At 28.8% G+C, this 17,711-nt stretch carries 19 protein-coding genes; all 19 read left to right on the top strand.

Going from position 1 to position 17,711, the window contains the following annotated elements; genetic code table 11:
- The first annotated feature begins 325 nt into the window (after positions 1–325).
- The 19 genes from Q1V95_RS12890 to Q1V95_RS12975 all read left to right on the top strand — a co-directional run bounded on the left by Q1V95_RS12890 (position 326) and on the right by Q1V95_RS12975 (position 17,620).
- Positions 326–901, top strand: a complete 576-nt coding sequence (locus Q1V95_RS12890) for a hypothetical protein (RefSeq protein ID WP_300674683.1) — start codon at positions 326–328, stop codon at positions 899–901.
- A gap of 283 nt (positions 902–1,184) precedes the next feature.
- A complete protein-coding gene (locus Q1V95_RS12895) occupies positions 1,185–2,138 on the top strand; it encodes a Fic family protein (RefSeq protein WP_300674686.1) in 954 nt (317 codons plus the stop codon).
- Positions 2,139–2,584: 446 nt separating this feature from the next.
- Positions 2,585–2,719, top strand: coding sequence for a hypothetical protein (locus Q1V95_RS12900; protein ID WP_300674771.1), 135 nt, complete (start codon positions 2,585–2,587; stop codon positions 2,717–2,719).
- A gap of 9 nt (positions 2,720–2,728) precedes the next feature.
- Positions 2,729–3,178, top strand: a complete 450-nt coding sequence (locus tag Q1V95_RS12905; RefSeq protein WP_300674689.1) for a GNAT family N-acetyltransferase — start codon at positions 2,729–2,731, stop codon at positions 3,176–3,178.
- Positions 3,179–3,416: 238 nt separating this feature from the next.
- On the top strand, positions 3,417–4,754 hold the full coding sequence (locus Q1V95_RS12910) for an AAA family ATPase (protein ID WP_300674691.1): 1,338 nt from the start codon (positions 3,417–3,419) through the stop codon (positions 4,752–4,754).
- 45 nt (positions 4,755–4,799) lie between these two features.
- Positions 4,800–6,896, top strand: a complete 2,097-nt coding sequence (locus tag Q1V95_RS12915; RefSeq protein WP_300674694.1) for a hypothetical protein — start codon at positions 4,800–4,802, stop codon at positions 6,894–6,896.
- Between the two features lie 118 nt (positions 6,897–7,014).
- Positions 7,015–7,983: a virulence protein RhuM/Fic/DOC family protein gene (locus tag Q1V95_RS12920; RefSeq protein WP_300674697.1), complete on the top strand. Its 969-nt coding sequence runs from the start codon at positions 7,015–7,017 to the stop codon at positions 7,981–7,983.
- Between the two features lie 278 nt (positions 7,984–8,261).
- A complete protein-coding gene (locus Q1V95_RS12925; protein ID WP_300674699.1) occupies positions 8,262–8,849 on the top strand; it encodes a zeta toxin family protein in 588 nt (195 codons plus the stop codon).
- Positions 8,833–8,979, top strand: a complete 147-nt coding sequence (locus Q1V95_RS12930; RefSeq protein WP_300674701.1) for a hypothetical protein — start codon at positions 8,833–8,835, stop codon at positions 8,977–8,979. The genes Q1V95_RS12925 and Q1V95_RS12930 overlap by 17 nt, the downstream gene beginning before the upstream one ends.
- Positions 8,980–9,255: 276 nt before the next feature.
- Positions 9,256–9,405 carry a hypothetical protein gene (locus tag Q1V95_RS12935; protein ID WP_300674704.1) on the top strand — a complete coding sequence of 50 codons (150 nt, stop codon included), beginning with the start codon at positions 9,256–9,258 and terminating at the stop codon, positions 9,403–9,405.
- Positions 9,389–9,598 (top strand): hypothetical protein, encoded by a 210-nt coding sequence (locus Q1V95_RS12940; RefSeq protein WP_300674707.1) that lies wholly within the window; start codon positions 9,389–9,391, stop codon positions 9,596–9,598. The genes Q1V95_RS12935 and Q1V95_RS12940 overlap by 17 nt, the downstream gene beginning before the upstream one ends.
- A 29-nt stretch (positions 9,599–9,627) precedes the next feature.
- Entirely contained in the window at positions 9,628–9,885 is a 258-nt protein-coding gene (locus tag Q1V95_RS16315; protein ID WP_366143289.1) for a DUF6169 family protein, read from the top strand.
- 235 nt (positions 9,886–10,120) lie between these two features.
- Positions 10,121–10,948, top strand: a complete 828-nt coding sequence (locus Q1V95_RS12945; RefSeq protein ID WP_300674709.1) for a GLPGLI family protein — start codon at positions 10,121–10,123, stop codon at positions 10,946–10,948.
- Positions 10,949–11,162: 214 nt separating this feature from the next.
- Entirely contained in the window at positions 11,163–11,804 is a 642-nt protein-coding gene (locus Q1V95_RS12950; protein ID WP_300674712.1) for a DUF4279 domain-containing protein, read from the top strand.
- A gap of 240 nt (positions 11,805–12,044) precedes the next feature.
- On the top strand, positions 12,045–12,467 hold the full coding sequence (locus tag Q1V95_RS12955; RefSeq protein ID WP_300674714.1) for a hypothetical protein: 423 nt from the start codon (positions 12,045–12,047) through the stop codon (positions 12,465–12,467).
- Positions 12,468–12,728: 261 nt separating this feature from the next.
- Positions 12,729–13,310 (top strand): Crp/Fnr family transcriptional regulator, encoded by a 582-nt coding sequence (locus tag Q1V95_RS12960; protein ID WP_300674717.1) that lies wholly within the window; start codon positions 12,729–12,731, stop codon positions 13,308–13,310.
- Positions 13,311–13,373: 63 nt separating this feature from the next.
- A complete protein-coding gene (locus tag Q1V95_RS12965) occupies positions 13,374–14,162 on the top strand; it encodes an SDR family oxidoreductase (protein ID WP_300674719.1) in 789 nt (262 codons plus the stop codon).
- Between the two features lie 301 nt (positions 14,163–14,463).
- Entirely contained in the window at positions 14,464–15,423 is a 960-nt protein-coding gene (locus tag Q1V95_RS12970; protein ID WP_300674723.1) for an alpha/beta hydrolase, read from the top strand.
- A 613-nt stretch (positions 15,424–16,036) separates the two neighbouring features.
- Positions 16,037–17,620 (top strand): helix-turn-helix transcriptional regulator, encoded by a 1,584-nt coding sequence (locus Q1V95_RS12975; protein WP_300674726.1) that lies wholly within the window; start codon positions 16,037–16,039, stop codon positions 17,618–17,620.
- Positions 17,621–17,711 lie beyond the last annotated feature (91 nt).

The following is a 17,711-nucleotide window of genomic DNA, read 5'->3' on the forward strand; positions in this document are numbered from 1 at the left end:
TTATCTTTTTCTTCGAACTTTACTATCTCAAAGTGATTGATTAGGTATTCGGGCAGTAATAATTTAAGTAATTCTGTCTCATTTAGCATATCACAAATTTATGCTTTTTTCAAAACCCTCCCCTGGTTTTAGGACTGATCCCAAAATGCGAGGTTAAATGTATAATAGAACGATTTGAAAAATTTATCCGCCGCTGCTTTTCATATTGTTTTTTTTCTTAATTTAGACAATCTGAAAAAGCATCGGCTCCGTTTGGTCTGAAATTGAACATTCGTTCAACATAATCCCGCACTTCGCCAATACTTTTTCCGTTATCTGCAATGCTATGAAAACTGTTATCCAAATAACATTTTGTCTTTTATTAGTATTCTCTTGTAACAAAAAAGACAGCGAAAATAAAATTGAAAATCCAACTCTAATTAAAATTGGATACTATCCTACTTTTAACCAATCTGCGGAAACAATTTTGAATTTTAATGAAAAATATTTAATTTTTTATAGTCCAACTTCTTATAATCCTCCTCCTCCAAATCCACCAGAAAATGGAAGAGAATTTTCGAAAGAAGAAAAATTGGAATTTGAAAATTATCTTGCAGAGAGACCAAAATTAAATGCTTTTGAAGCAAAACTAAATACAACGGAAATAAATGAAATTAAAGAAATTATTAGATCATTCACTTCTGATGATTTAAATATGAATGATATTAAACCGCCAAATGATGGAATGTTTATAAATATTATTATTCGATATTCAAATGGCAAAGTCGACGAAATAAATCCAATGAATGCTCCAAAAGTAAATCATAGAATTTTATATAGAAAAATTTTAGACATTATTGAAAATAAAAATTCTGACAAAAATGACTCAATAATTATTCGAAAAATTAAAGAATATCACTAAAAAGCACTGCAGGTAACATTGTATTGGCAAAATGCGGGGTTAAATGTATAATAGAAAGATTTGAAATATTTATCCGCCGCTGCTTTTCATATTGTTTTTTTCTTTAATTTGGACAATCTGAAAAAGCATCGGCTCCGTTTGGTCTGAACTTGAACATCCGTTCAAATTAAGCCCGCACTTCGCCAATACTTTTTCCGTTGTACGCAATATTTTCAGAAAAGACAATTAGGTTTTCAAAAGAAAGAATTATCTTTGTGATAGTATCAAATGATAGTATCATAATATGAAACCTCCTTACGAAATAACATCACAAATTTTAAAATACATTACTTCTATTTCAGAGAAAATAGGAGAAGTAAATGCCAAATATTTAATCAAGACCAATCCTACTTTAAGAAAACAAAATCAAATAAAAACAATTCATTCTTCTTTAAGTATAGAGGGAAATACATTGACTGAAGAACAAATAACAGCGATTTTAGAAAATAAAAGAGTCGTTGGTCCAGAAAAAGATATTATCGAGGTTTTAAATGCTTTAGAAGTTTATAAAAATCTAAAAAATTTCAAATACAATAACGAAAAAGATTTTCTTAAAGCTCATAAATTGCTTTTGAAAAATTTAATTCTTAGAGCAGGTAATTATCGAAATCAAGGGGTCGGAATTGTAAAAGGTTCTAAAGTTGAGCATATTGCTCCACCCTATCAAAATGTTCCTTTTTTAATGAAAGATCTTTTTGAATATCTTAAAGATAGAACCGAACTCAATTTGATTAAAAGTTGTGTTTTTCACTATGAAATGGAATTTATTCATCCATTTATTGACGGAAATGGCAGAATGGGAAGATTATGGCAAACCTTAATTTTAATGGAACAATATCCTGTATTTGAGTTTCTACCATTTGAAACATTAATTTCGAAAAATCAAATTGAATATTACGAAGCACTTTCTAAATCTGATAAAGAGGGGAAATCAACAAAGTTCATTGAATATATGTTGAAAATTATAGACCAATCATTATCCGAATTACTTGAAAATTCGGTAAAAAAACTGTCTGATGAAAATAGAATTCAATTATTTTTAGAGCAAATCGACAACGAATTTAGTAGAAAGGATTATTTAGATTTTTTCAAAGAAATTTCAACAGCAACTGCAAGTCGAGATTTGAAAAATGCGGTTGAATCAGGATTAATTGAAAAAAATGGAGATAAGAAAACCTCTGTTTATAGAAAAAAATAATACTGCGTACAACATTGTATTGGCAAAATGCGGGGTTAAATGTAAAGTAGAAAAAGTTGAGAAATTTATCCGCCGCTGCTTTTTATATAATCTTTTTCATTAACTTAGCTTATCTGAAAAAGCATCGGCTTCGCTTGGTCTGAACTTGAACTTTCGTTCAAATTAAGCCCGCACTTCGCCAATATTTTTTCCGTTAGCAGAAATGTTATAACAATCACTCACACAAGGATATAAAACCATATGAAAGTTACATCAAAACAAAATTCTGAACATTATGTTTGGGGAAATAATTGTGATGGATGGCATTTATTAAAGACAGATTCTTTGAGTATTATTCAGGAAAATATGCCGCCAAATACACATGAAAATTTGCACTTTCATTCACATGCTCAACAGTTTTTTATATTCTAAAAGGAACAGCAACTTTTGAAATTAATAATGAATTAATTCAAGTTACAGAAAGTAATGGAATTCATATTAAACCAAATGAGAAACATCGAATTTCGAATAATACAAATTCGGAATTAGAGTTTTTAGTAATTTCTGAACCAAAATCTCACGGAGACAGAACAAATCTATAGATTCAAATTATGAAAATTGAAAAGGCAACAACAAACGACCATTCAACTCTTACAAATATTACTTTAGATGGAAAAGCATTTTGGGGATATTCGAAAGAACAAATTGAATTATGGAAGAAAGACTTAACAATTTCAAAGGATTACATTGACGAAAATGAAGTGTATAAATTAATAGATGACGACGAAATTATAGGATACTACTCTATTTTAAAAATTTCAAGAACAGATAGTAAGCTGGATAATTTATTTCTTTATCAAAAGTACATAGGAAAAGGATTTGGGAAAATTTTGATGAATGATTTTATAGAAAGAGTCAAAAAATCAGATTGCAAAGTAATAATTTTGGATTCCGAACCAAATGCAGAAGAATTTTACAAGAAATTCGGATTCGAAACTTACGATAGACTTGAATCTTCTATAAAAGATAGATTTTTACCAAAAATGAAACTAAATCTGTAGCTAAAAAAACACTTCTGCTAACATTGTATTGGCAAAATGCGGGGTTAAATGTATAATAGAAAGATTTGAGAAATTTATCCGCCACTGCTTTTCATATTGTTTTTTTCTTTAATTTAGACAATCTGAAAAAGCATCGGCTTCGTTTGGTCTGAACTTGAACATTCGTTCAAATTAAGCCCGCACTTCGCCAATACTTTTTCCGTTGGCTGTTATGCAAAACAACTATACACACACATAAATGAATAATTTCGATTTTCACAATTTACTATTTCCAACGGAATTTGAAACTTTTTGTACGCATGTTCTTGAAATACGTGAAAATCCAATAAAGTTCACAACATACCGAAGAGGAAGGGACGGAGGAATTGATATTAAATCAACCAATACACAAGAAAAAATAATTGGACAATGTAAATTATACTCTCCTCAAAATGAAAGAGGATTAATTACTAACTTAAAAAAAGAATTGCTAAAATGCAAAAGATTGAAACCAGCTAGATATATTCTTTGTATCAATATTAATCTGTCTGTCTCATTGTCAAAAGAAATTTTAGAATTATTTAACGGATATGTACTTTGTGAAGAAGACATTATTGATGGACAAAAATTAAACAAATATCTTGGACAACCTACATATGATTTCCTTTTCAAGATATATTCAAAACTCTTAGTACCAAACTTGAAGGCTGTAGAAATAGCACTTGAAAAAGTTATAAACAGAAAATTTTACAATAACTCAAGAACATTCCTTCAAGATTTAATCGACAAACACAAATTATACCACAACACAGAACAACTACAACATCTCATACAAAGACTTGAAGAAGATAAAGTTATCATTCTTTCCGGAAATCCTGGTGTAGGAAAGACTACGACGGCAAAAATGATAGCCAATTATTTCATTAATAGAAAAGAATGTAAAGTATTCTATCTTGATGAAAACGACTACGCTGAAACGTCTGGAGTCTTGGAAAATAACAGACTTATTATTGTTGATGACTTTTGGGGACAAAATTTTAGCCCAAAAATTAAAGAGAACAGTACCTACGAAAGAGAATTTCTGTCATTAATTAACAATTTTAAAACATTTGAAAATAGCTATTTAATCTTGATTTCCAGAGAGTATATACTAAAAGATATACTGAAAAATGCAGAATTTGAAACAGAAAATATAGTTAGAAATAACAAATATTTAATTCAATTAAAAGATTACTCGAGAGAAGATAAAGTAAAAATCTTTCTAAACCATCTAATATTTTATGATTTTGATTTGTCATATTTTCAAAGTTTGTCGTACAGTGACGTATTTGAACATATTCTCAATCATAAAAACTATTCACCTCGAATTCTTGAAATCTTCATTAAAAGATATAAAATTGAAGCTTACCAAAGTTCATATGATTTTTACGATAAACTATACAAATATTTAGATAACCCTATAGAATATTGGACGCAAGCATTTAAAAAATTATCTCCTACGGCTCAACTTATTTTGTTGGTGCTTTTAGTTTCAAGTGATCCAATGGATACAGAAGATTTACAACTTTCTTTTGATGCTATTCAAAAAGACGCATGAAGCAATTTAAATATACAAATTACCCCTCTTGAGTTTGAAATAGAGTTGAAAAAGCTTGAAGAATTCTATATTTTTATTGAAAAGGATGAATTTTATAATACATTTTACATTAAATTTCAAAGTCCTGGTATCAAGGATTATTTGCTAGAATATTTAAGAAAAGACGGCTATTTATGGATAAAACCAATTATCAAAAACGCCATGTTTTTCAACCAATTGACTTTTATATTTAGTACTGAAAAAGAAAAAATAAGTGACTATGAATCAGATATAGTACTTTATGGAGAGAAAATTGTGCTTAACGAAATTCTTAAAAAAGAACTAAAGAATAAAATCCTTACCGATTTTGAAATTTTACAATTCTCCAATTATGAAGAAAGAGAGTTTTCAGACCAACTATCCAAATTTCATACAAAAGAAGAAACAAAATATTTAAAGCTTCTTACCATTTCTAGTCTTTTTAATATTGATGAGCTTGAGAATAAAGATATCAAAGAATTTGTATTAAGTCAGATTTTAAAAGATTTTGAAAACTTCAAAATAAAAAGTGGGAAAATTGTAGCACATCGCTCAATGATATATTTCCCATCTATTATTAAACTATTTTTCCCTTATCTTAATTTTGATAAAAATGAAATTCTGACTATTTTCTACGAAAGCATAAATTTTGCAACAGAGTATGATTATTTCTATGATTTCAAAGAAATATTTCCAATTGAGTTTGATTACTTCTATACATCTAATATTTTAAAAATAAGAAAGCACATAAAAGAATTAATAGAAGACGATATAGACTACTATTTATCGGAAAATCAAGATGTAGAACTGGATACTTTTACTAGCTTCACAATCGAAGAACTCTCAAAAAAATATAAGTTTAGATTGACTACAAAGTATCTAAAAAGCCTTGAAAACACGTTTGATATGAAATTTCCTTTCCTGTATAAAGAAAAAAGAAAATCAAAAAAAGCTATTAGACCCATAAAAAATAACAAAAAATTTAAACAAAAGCCATATCAAACAATTATTAATGAATATCTACCAACTAAGGAGGATAACTATGATTCTATTTCATATTTAAAAGAGAAAAAATATACCGATTTAATTTCTGCTTTAAAAGCCGAAAATAATATCCTAGCATCATTTTCTGATAATAGAATTTTATTTGAAAATATTTGTGAATTTATTATTTCAAATAAAATTGAAATTAAGGGATTGTCCACTTTTGAATTCATAGAACTATATATTTCTTATCTTACGACCCAAAAAGATATTTCAAAAGTTATTTTAACAAACTTCATTTACGAGCTATACAAGCATTTGGAACAATCAAATCATTATAGTATCACCAAATCAAAGCTAAAAGTTATCATTAAAGAAACATTTGGATTTGATTTGGAAATTGAAATACTAAGTCCTATAATCATTCCCTACAACCAATGGTATAAGTTAAGTTCATCTAAATTTGAGAAATATTTCATAGCAAAAAAATTAAGTACCATAGACAGTTCAGAAGTATACAAGGCAGATGTTCTCAGTTACTTATGGAACAGTTTTGAGGACATTGAAATTATTGACTTTTTACAAATAGCTGATAAATCTAAATTATGGGACTGGTTCATTAATCTAGAAATAGATAGATTAATGAAAACAATAGACTTTACTGACGATAAATCTACCACACTCTCATTTATCAACTTCTTTCAACCAAAATTTGATCTTAGTTGGAGTAAAGAGAAAAAAACTCTTGAAACATGGGGCAGTTCAAATTCTGAATTTCACTTTGAAAACATATTTCAATTTATTGGTATTGAATTCTTCATTTCAGACTTTGAAAGTTATTTTGAAATTAAAGTACACAAAGAAGAAACACTCAAAAGATTATTTATAAATATTAATTCGCAAAAAAATATTTATACTGCAGTAATAAAAACAATCCCGCCAAGAACAGGTAATAGTTGGATAACTAATGAAAAAGCAACTATTTTTGAGGTAAAACTATCTGATTTCATAGCATCTTCTAATAATTATCAACTATTAGAAGATGTAGGTCTAGTAAAATATATTAAACATCTACTTCAAAATGTAAAAAATGCACGAACAGCTAACATTGTATTGGTAAAATGCGGGGATTTGTCATAATTGAAAGATTTGAGAAATTTATCCTCCGCTGCTTTTCATATTGTTTTTTCTTTAATTTAGACAATCTGAAAAAGCAGTTCAGCACAATCCACATTACAATTTTCATTATATTTGAAAGGTGAATACAATTGAATTATATAAATCTTCAAGTGGAGAATCTCAAATTGAAGTGAGATTTGAAAATGAAACTGTTTGGCTTTCTTTAAATCAAATTGCTGAACTTTTTGGTCGTGATAAATCGGTTATTTCTAGACACTTTAAAAACATTTACAAGGAAAAAGAACTTGATTTCAGTTCAACTGTTGCAAAAAATGCAACAGTTCAAAAAGAAGGTAAAAGAGAGATAAAACGAGAAATTGAGTTCTATAATTTAGATGCGATTATTTCTGTTGGCTATAGAGTCAATTCAAAACAAGGAACACAATTTAGAATTTGGGCAACCAATCGATTAAAAGAATATTTGATTCAAGGTTATTCAATAAATCAAAAAAGACTGAATGAATTAAACCAACTAATACAAATAATTGCAAAAACTGAGGATCAAACAAATCAAATTAGTAAATCAAAAGGATTACTAAATATTCTATCAAATTATACCAAAAGTTTTATTTTACTAAATCAATTTGATAGTAATAGATTAGAGTTGAATGAGCTTGATGAAAATATAAGCTACGAAATCAATTACGAGGAGGCTTGCTCTGTTATCGAAGATTTGAAAGAAAAGCTAATTTCACAAAAAGAAGCAACTAAATTATTCGGTAATCAAAAAGATAATTCTTTTGAAGGGATTCTTAAGACTGTAATTCAAACATTTGATGGAATTTATCTTTATCCAACAATTGAAGAACAAGCTTCACACCTACTCTATTTTGTTATTAAAAATCATCCATTTTCGGATGGCAACAAAAGAATTGGAGCTTTCCTTTTTATTTGGTTCTTAGAAAAGAATAAACATTTATTAAAAAAATCGGGAGAAAACAAAATTAATGACAATGCACTAACAGCTTTAGCATTATTAGTTGCGCAAAGTGATCCGTCCGAAAAAGAGTTAATGATCAAGTTAATTTGTAATTTAATTATCTCCTAATTCTGCCTTCTGCTAACATTGTATTGGCAAAATGTGGGGTCAAATGTATAATTGAAAAATTTCACATATTTAGCCGCCAATATTTTTCAATTCCACATTTTTTATTAACTTAGTTTCATTGAAAAAATATTGGCTACGTTTGGTCTGAACTTGAACATTCGTTCAAATTAAGCCCGCACTTCGCCAATACTTTTTCCGTTAACTGTAATACGATTTGACAAACTTCCAGCTGAAATAAAGTATTCAATTCATCCAAAATTTAATGTAAATTTGTAGTTATGAATGAAAAGAATCTATACATAATCGCAGGTTGCAACGGAGCTGGAAAAACAACAGCTTCTTTTACGATTTTACCTGAGATTTTAGATTGTAAAGAATTTGTAAATGCAGATGAAATCGCAAAGGGTCTATCTCCTTTCCAACCAGAAAAAGTAGCATTTGAAGCAGGTAGAATAATGTTGAATCGAATTGATGAATTGTTCAAGAATCAAGAGAATTTTGCGTTTGAAACAACTTTAGCAACAAAAACATATAAACAGAAAGTTAAGTTTGCTAAAGAAAATGATTACAATACTACTCTACTTTTCTTTTGGCTTAGAAATTCTGATTTAGCAAAAGAACGTGTTAAAACTCGAGTAAAAGAAGGCGGTCACAATATTCCAACTGATGTAATTGAAAGAAGATACATTAACGGAATTAAAAATTTGTTTGATATTTATTTACAAATTGTCGACCAAGTTTTGATATTTGATAATTCTGAGGGAAAACCAATTTTAATTGCAGAGAAAAATTTTGGAGAAGAAATTGTAATTCATAACTTAGAGAAGTTTAATGATTTAAAAAGTTATTATGACAAAAGAAGCTAAAAATATTAGAAAAACGAAAATCTTAAAAGGACTTGAAAAAGCGTATGAAAAAATGCTTGAGTTCAAGAAGGAAAAGAATAGCGAAATAGTAATTATTCGAGAGGATAAGATTGTTAAAATAAAGCCATAGTACGCACTGCAGTTAACATTGTATTGGCAAAACGCGGGGTTAAATGTATAATAGAAAAAGTTGCGAAATTTATCCGCCGCTGCTTTTCATATTGTTTTTTTCTTTAATTTAGACAATCTGAAAAAGCATCGGCTCCGCTTGGTCTGAACTTGAACATTCGTTCAAATTAAGCCCGCACTTCGCCAATACTTTTTCCGTTATTTGCAATATTTTCGGAACTCCACGGATAAACATAATAAGAAATTTTAGAAATAATATTTGTATCTTTGTGTCATTATGAAAACGAAAGAATTAAAAAAAGATATTATTTTAAAATCTGTAGCCAAAATGGTTGCGGATAAAGAGTATGTCCGTTCATATATCAAGGGAAAAACTTCAATTCAATCATTAACAAAAAAAGGAATTAAGTTTGCAAAACCATTATAATTATGTTTTTGATGACATAACGAACACTTACAATTTTACAACTAAAAATAGTATTCTTTATCGTGTGGCATTCATTGTGGATGAGACATTTTCAGCTATTTCAGGAGAAGAAATCCCTAACATTTTCCAAATTATAGCGAAAAAGCAAGTGATGAAGTTGAACCTTATGACTCAAAAGTATCTAAAACAATAGAAAATATTATAGAACGTTTTTTCATAAAAATTGAGAATTCCTTGGTTTATGTTTGTTCTGATGAGGATGAAAAAGCAAAATTACGATATGATGTTTTTGAAAGATGGTATAAGAAGTCAGAATTCAGAAAAAATGTTATTAAGATTGATAATATATTGAATATCAATGTAACTTCAACCGAAACTCACAGGCTTTATACTTCGTTTATGTTTCATAAGAGTAATTCAAATTATGAAAAACTTTTAGAAATTTACTCAAGAATTGAAGAAGTATTAAATTCAAAATAATACTGCAGTTAACATTGTATTGGCAAAATGCGGGGTTAAATGTATAATAGAACGATTTGAGAAATTTAGCTGCCGCTGCTTTTCATATTGTTTTTTTTTATAATTTTGACAATCTGAAAAAGCATCGGCTTCGTTTGGTCTGAACTTGAACATTCGTTCAAATTAAGCCCGCACTTCGCCAATACTTTTTCCGTTAGCTGTAGTAGTTCCCAAAACACCATTTAAAAACATATTTATGAAAGTATTTATTCTAATTTTTGTCCTTAGTTTTGGATTCGCTTCCGCTCAAACGCATCGCTTCATTTATGAATTTAAGTATAAAGTAAATCCAAAGCAAACTGAATTTAAAAAAGAAAATATGACTTTGGATGTTAATCCTGATAATGTCAAATTTTATAATTATCATTACGTTACAATTGACTCAACCAATATTACCAAAGGGCAAAATAGCCAACTTTGGGATACTTCTACTCCTGTTGTTGTTAGAGTGAAAAACTCAAATACAAATAGTAATTATACCTTAATCGACGATGTATTTGTTTATGATACTGAGGACAAAATTAATTGGAATCTTGAAAAAGAAACCAAAAATTTTGAGAATTATACTTTGCAAAAAGCAACAGCAACTTTTGGAGGAAGAAAATGGATTGCTTGGTTTTCGAAGGAAATAAATGTTTCGGAAGGTCCATATAAATTCAGAGGTTTACCTGGATTGATTTTCCAAATATATGATGACAAAAACAATTTTGATTTTACCCTAGTTAAAAGTTTTAAACTGACTTCTACATATAAAACTCCTTTCATTGAAAGTTTTTATGGTCAAAAACCAATAAAAACAACCCAGCAAAATATTGATAAAATGTTGATGAACGAGTATAATGATCCATATCACGAAACTCGCGAACAATTCAAAAAAAGTCCAAATACGACAATTAGTATTAATGGTGTTGATGTAAAAGATATTAGCCAATTTAAAGAATTGACAGAATCAAGACAAAAATTTATTCGTGAAAACAATAATCCTATTGAAATTGATAAAGCTTTAAAATATCCAACAAACTAAAAAACATTGCAGCTAGCATCGTACTTGTAAAATACGAGGTCTTATAATAATCGAAAGATTTGAAAAAATGCAGCCGTCTATTTATTTCCATTCTACTAAATTTTTGTAAGTTAGTTTCTTGGAAAAAAACATTGGCTACGTTTGTTAATTCTTGAACTTTTACTTCTATTAAAACTCACTTTGCCAATACTTTTTCCGTTATCTACAATTGCATATGAACACTACACAAATTAGAGATTTAATAGAATTTGAGCTTAGAAAAAAAGAATGGGCAATTACTGAGCAGCTTTTGGAAATTCACAGCCCAATTTTCGAAAAAAAGAAACTAAAAATTGCTAAAATTCGTAAAAATAGAAAGGAAATCATTGTTTATCTTCCTGTTGAAAACGAGAATTTCTATTTTGTATTTTTTATCAGTCGAAAAACTAACAAAATTGAAGGAATTAGTACAGAATCGTATATTTCGATTTATTTTAGGGCAACAACCGATAAACTAAGCTTTAAAGAGTTAAAGGAATTGACATCTTTAAAACCGTCAAATGGATGGAATAAAGGTGATTTGAGACATGGAAAAATAAAATATAAGTTCAGTTCATTTATTTTTGAACTAAATTCCGAACCTGATACTTTTGAAAATAAGCTGTCAAAACTATTAAGGAAGTTATATAGTCACAAATCAGAAATAATGAAAATGAATAAGAAAGCATTTTGTATTATTCAAGTTTGGACAGAATTGCATAACGGAAATAATATGATTGGAGGTACACATCTAAATTTGGAGCATATTAGTAAACTCCATTCATTGGGATTAGAAATCGATTTTGATCAATATATTTCTGGCAAAAAGTATAAATAACAATTGCTACTGCAGATACATTGTATTGATGAAATGCAAGGTTCTGTCATAATCTAAAGATTTGAGAAAAATCTGTCACCCCTATTTTTCTATTCCTCAAAATTTTTGTAGGTTCGTTTCATGGAAAATAATCGGCTTCCTTTGGATGTTCTTGAACTTTTAGTTCTTGGAAAGTTAACACTTCCCTAATACTTTTTTCGTTAGCTTGAATTATATCGATTTATCTTCAAATTAAAATAAATGCATTCTACTAATTTGTATCTTGATATTGATGGAGTTATTCTAACTTCAAAAAATACTAAACCAAGTAATAATTCTAAAGAGTTGTTAGAATATATAACTTGTAATTTTAATTGTTTCTGGCTTACTACCCACTGCAAAGGAGAAACAGATACTACATTAAATTATCTTAATGAATATTTTGATAATGAAATAGTTGAACTTCTAAAAAAAATAAAACCAACAAACTGGACAACCTTAAAAACTGAAGGAATTGATTTTAAAACAGATTTTATTTGGCTTGATGACTACCCTTTTGATTCCGAAAAAAAAGTTTTAAATGAAAATTTTTGCATTAATAAACTAATTGAAATAAATCTAGACAGAGATAATGAACTTATAAATGTTATACAAAAGCTAAAAAACATGAAAGAAAAAAAGTGATAATCGTATTATAGTAAGCACTTTGTTGGAAAAATGTAAGGTTTTGTCATAATCTAAAGATTTTAGAAAATTCTGACACCACTACTTTTCCATTCCTCAAAATTTTTGTAGGTTCGTTTCATGGAAAAAATATCGGCAACGTTTGGTCTTAAGCAGAAAATTCCTTCAAATTAAAACCATGCTTCGCCAATGCATTTCCGGTTGTAATAGTCTATTCTTCGGAAGCCATTTGTGACTATTTTTTTATATCAAGTTATACTTATGACCTTATCATATCACAATTTAATTGCACACATCTCATCGTATATTTCATTGAGTGAAATAGATATTGAAACAATAAAAAGTTCTTTTGAAATTATTGAGGTTAAGAAGAATACATTATTGGAGGAAGAAAATAAACTCACAAAGTATCTTTATTTTATTGACAAAGGATTTGTAAGAGTATTTTATGTAAAAGATGGCGAAGAACGTTCAACTCAAATTAATTGCCCTTCAAGATTTATAAGCTCTTATCAAAGTTTTATTATGCAAACCAAAGCTTATGACAATGTTCAAAGCATTACAGATTGCGTTCTTTACAGAATCACGAAAGAGCAATTGGATGAACTAAGTGAAAAGGTGGAAAAATGGAATTATTTTGGTGAAAAGATTTACGAGCAAGCTTTGGTTTTTAACGAAGAACGAACAAGGGATATGATTTTACTAACTGCCGAAGAACGCTATCTAAAACTGATTAAAACGCAACCTGAAATCATAAAAAATGTTCCCTTACAATATATTGCATCCTATATTGGTATTAAACCCGAAAGTTTAAGTCGAATAAGAAAGCAACTAAATTTCTAACATTTGTTAAGTAGGTTCGGAATCCATTTTTGTCTATTTGTATGAAATTTAATACTATAAATAATGACAAAATTCCTGTACAAAACTGCTTTAGTTACTGGCGCATCATCTGGCATTGGTAAAGCTTTTGCTTATGAACTTGCAAAAAAAGGTGTAAACCTTGTATTAACAGCTCGCTCGCAAAATAAATTAGAAGAGATTAAAAACGATTTAAAATCAAAATACCAGATTGAGGTCACATATTTGGTGGCTGATTTATCCGATCCGAATGCAAGTCAAGCAATCTATGATCAACTTTCTGAACTTCATATAAACATTGATTTATTAATAAATAATGCAGGTATAGGAAAATGGAGTAATTTTTTGGATCAAAGTATAAAAACGTACGAAGAAATGATTCAATTAAACATATCATCTTTGGTGAAATTGTGTCAACTTTTTATCCCTAATATGTTGAAAAATAAAAATGGCGGTATTATCAACATCGCTTCTACAGGAGCTTTACAACCCTGTCCTTATATTGCTGTTTATTGTGCAAGTAAAGCTTTTGTTCTCAATTTTTCGGAATCGCTTTATGGTGAATATTTGGACAAAGGAATTACTGTAACCGCGATTTGCCCAGGAAATACAGAAACTGGTTTTCAAAAAGAAGCCAACGCCGATACTTCGGGAATGAGCTTTGAAACACCAGAAATGGTGGCAAAACAAAGCCTCGATGCATTAATTAAGAAGAAAAACAATAAAATCATTGGTTTTGGAAACAGAATGCAATCAATACTTCCAAGGTTGTTACCAAGGAAAACCGTTATCACTATCGTAAAAAATATGATGAATAAAAAGGTAAATAGCTAATGTGCAGTGAACTAAATATTTAAACTACAAAGTAGAAAATTAACATGATTATTTCTATATTAATATCAACGACAAATGTATTTGTTTTTGCCTTTCATTGAGAAGTAGTTAAGGAGGTGAAATGTTAAGTTAGGTGAGTAATATTGCGCCACAGCTACTTTTCATAAAGTATTTTTTCTTAATTTCGACCATCTGAAAAAGTATTGGGTGAGTTTTGTCGTTCTTGAACTTTTAGTTCTTCAAAAACTTATATTGTGCCAATACTTTTTCCATTACGCAACATTGATAACAAAGTTATTCTATGAAAAAAACAATACTTACTTTTATTTTAATAATATTTACTAATTGCGTCTATGCACAAGATTTGGAAAGTAATTTACCTAAAATAAATATCTCAGAGTCCGTAATAATTGGCAACTCAAAACAATATATAAACATAAAAGGTAATGATGAAAAAAATCCAATTCTTCTAATTTTACATGGAGGACCTGGTAAATCATTATTGCCATTTGCGCCAGATTTTACAAATAAATTAATGAATGATTTTCTTGTTGTGAATTGGGATCAAAGAAACACAGGTGAAACGCTAAAATTAAATAAAACTGAAAATTCTATTGTATTACTACAATCTGATGCTTTAGAAGTTCTTCAATATTTAGAGAAAAAATACAATAAGAAGAAAATATTTTTACTGTCACATTCTTGGGGCTCTGTTATGGGGTTTGAACTTGCTTCCAAACATCCAGAGTTAATCGCAGCCTACATTGCAGTAAGTCCAGTTATTGACGCAAATGAAAGCACCAAACTTTTTATGCGCGATTTAAAATCTTGGGCAAACAAAACCAATAATGAACAAGCAATTAGAGAATTAAATGAAGTTAAGCTTCCTATCCAAACAAAGAATGATTTTTTTTACGCGCAAAAATGGCTTTTTATCCATAATGGCGTTCAAGGAGTAAACACAGAAGATTTCAGAAATTCTTACTACAATTGGATGGATGAATGGTTCCCAATTTGGAAAGAAAATGCGAAAACAAATGTACCTTCCTCCTATCCTACTATTAATTGTCCAATTTACTTTTTTATAGGAAGTAGTGATAATCAAAGTTATCATACTTTGGCAAACAAATATTATAAAGAGTTAAAATCAAAAAATAAAAAATTGTTTTGGTTTAGAAAATCTGGACATACAATTTTCAATACAGAGCCTCTAAAATTTCAAAAATTATTATTAAAAATAAAAAATAAATATGTGCTCTAACATTGTGTTGACAAAATGTAGAGCAACATATAATACAACTAATATATTGTCATTTCGCACCTTTTGCCAATATTCTACATGTTTTTTTGTGATACCAGTGAACTTTTCAATTTTACATTGATTTTCCTTAATTAAAACAATTTGAAAAAACATTGGCAATATTTTGTCATTTTTGAACTTTCAATTTTTCGAATTCCAAATTTCATTATGATCTTTTTTAATATTTTCAAGATTAACAAATAACCAAATATAGAAAGGATTTCGCGAAAATATGACATCATACAAACTAATGTCAAGCTGCCTCTTATTTTGATGTAAAAATTACAAAAAGAAATAATTCCGAAAATCTAAAATAAAAAGATATTTTTAGTAAATGCATCTAAAATACTAAACGAATAAAGATCAATAATCGACATTCCCTTTTCTAGAATTATTTAGAACTGAGTTAGAGCTTAGATTTGAAAAGAAGTATTTTAACGAACACAATGATATAGCATAATGAACTAGTTATTGATTCTCATTCTAATGTATCCAAAATAGCATGTAAAATAATTTTTAAATTTACTTTACAGTCATATTTTTTTATATTTTTGTAGAACACAACATTGAAGATTTGAATTTATTAACGCTACGTTTTAACAAAATTTTCTTATTAGTATTATTAACCTTTATTTCTCAAATTCATAAAGGTCAGAAAATCGACCCTGAAAAAAGCAAGCAATTTTCGCATTATCAAAAGCTAGTTAATACCACTGGTGATCATCAGGAAGAAAACAATAAAAATTTGCTAGCAAACGCACAAACAAAAATTGAAATTGCTTGGGCAAATATGATGATGGGAGGGCTCAAATTCCAACAAGGTAAATATTTGGATGCGATTTATTATTTAGAAGAATCGGATGCTGGCCTTAAAGCGCTGGATTCTGCGAATATTAGAGTCTATAATCTAACTAGTTTAACTTTTGCTTATCGAAGAGCTGGGCTAATTGAGCAGTCTAATGAGGCTTGGGCCAAAGAACAAGAACTTTATCAAAAGTCTAATAATAAATACAAAGAGGCTGAAAATTGTTATAATCTCTCTAAAATGGCAGACATAGACGAGGATTATTGCAAAGCTGCTGAATACCGAAAAAAATATCTTAAGCTCGTTCCAGAAGATGTACAAAAATTAGATCCCAACTATATTTTTGCCGTTTATGCACAGTTAGGGTTTGCACAGGTTAAATGCGGAAATATAAGCAATGCACTTGCTAGTCTTGAAAAAGCAAAACAAATTGCAAGTCAATTTCCAGTTCCTGAAAATGCTTCACTCTTCGAAATCTATCAGCTAGCGAATGCATTGATTAGTATCGAACAAAAAGATTATGATGCGGCCAAAGCTAGTTTTTCGAATGCTTACAACATTTCAAGAAAAAATAAAAGCGTAGCTGCAACAAAGTTAATTTTAACAGAAAGATTAAATGCCGATATTGATCCTGCGACTGACCAACTTGCTTTTTCGAAAGAAATTGATGAGATTAACAAAGATGCGACAACTGTAACAAAGGATCTCACCAAATATGAAAGTTTAAAACTGAAAAAAAAAATTGAAAAGCAGCAAAATAAGACACTCATTTGGAGCATTATAAGCATCATCAGTTTGTTAACTTTAATATCAATTTTACTATACTACACTCGTTTAAACAAAAAGAGAAAAGAAGCATACCAAAGAATTCTAGAACGTCTCGATAACAAAAGACAAATTATTGAGCAATTCAGTCAAGAAAAATCTAAACAAAGCGTAAAACAAGAATCTTCTTGCGATTTAGTACTAAATAAAGAACTAGATAATGAAGCACAAATTGTTAAAAATCTTGAAACATTAGAAGAAAAACATTTTTTCACATCTAAAAATACAACTGCGCCACAGCTAGCAGTTTTGCTAAAAATTACCCCAAGGAATCTTAGTTATCTACTAAAAAAATATCGTGGCGAAGATTTTTATAATTACATCAATAATCTTAGAATAGATTACATCACTTCAGAAATTAGATCTAATGCTGTGCTTTTGAATTATAAAATTACAGTTCTTTCCGATATGTGTGGCTACAATTCGCACAGTCAATTTGCAACAGTTTTCAAATCAAAAACAGGTATTTCTCCATCTCAATTTATTGATTTCGTAAAAAAAGAGAAAGGACAAAAAGACAATTCTTAAGTTTTTATTTGTTCATTTTTTAGCAATTACCATCAATTTGAGTTTCTTTTAACATCAATACCCACTTGTGCATATTTTTCTTATTTTACAA

It is taken from the genome of Soonwooa sp., from assembly GCF_030151385.1.
Lineage (GTDB): Bacteria > Bacteroidota > Bacteroidia > Flavobacteriales > Weeksellaceae > Soonwooa.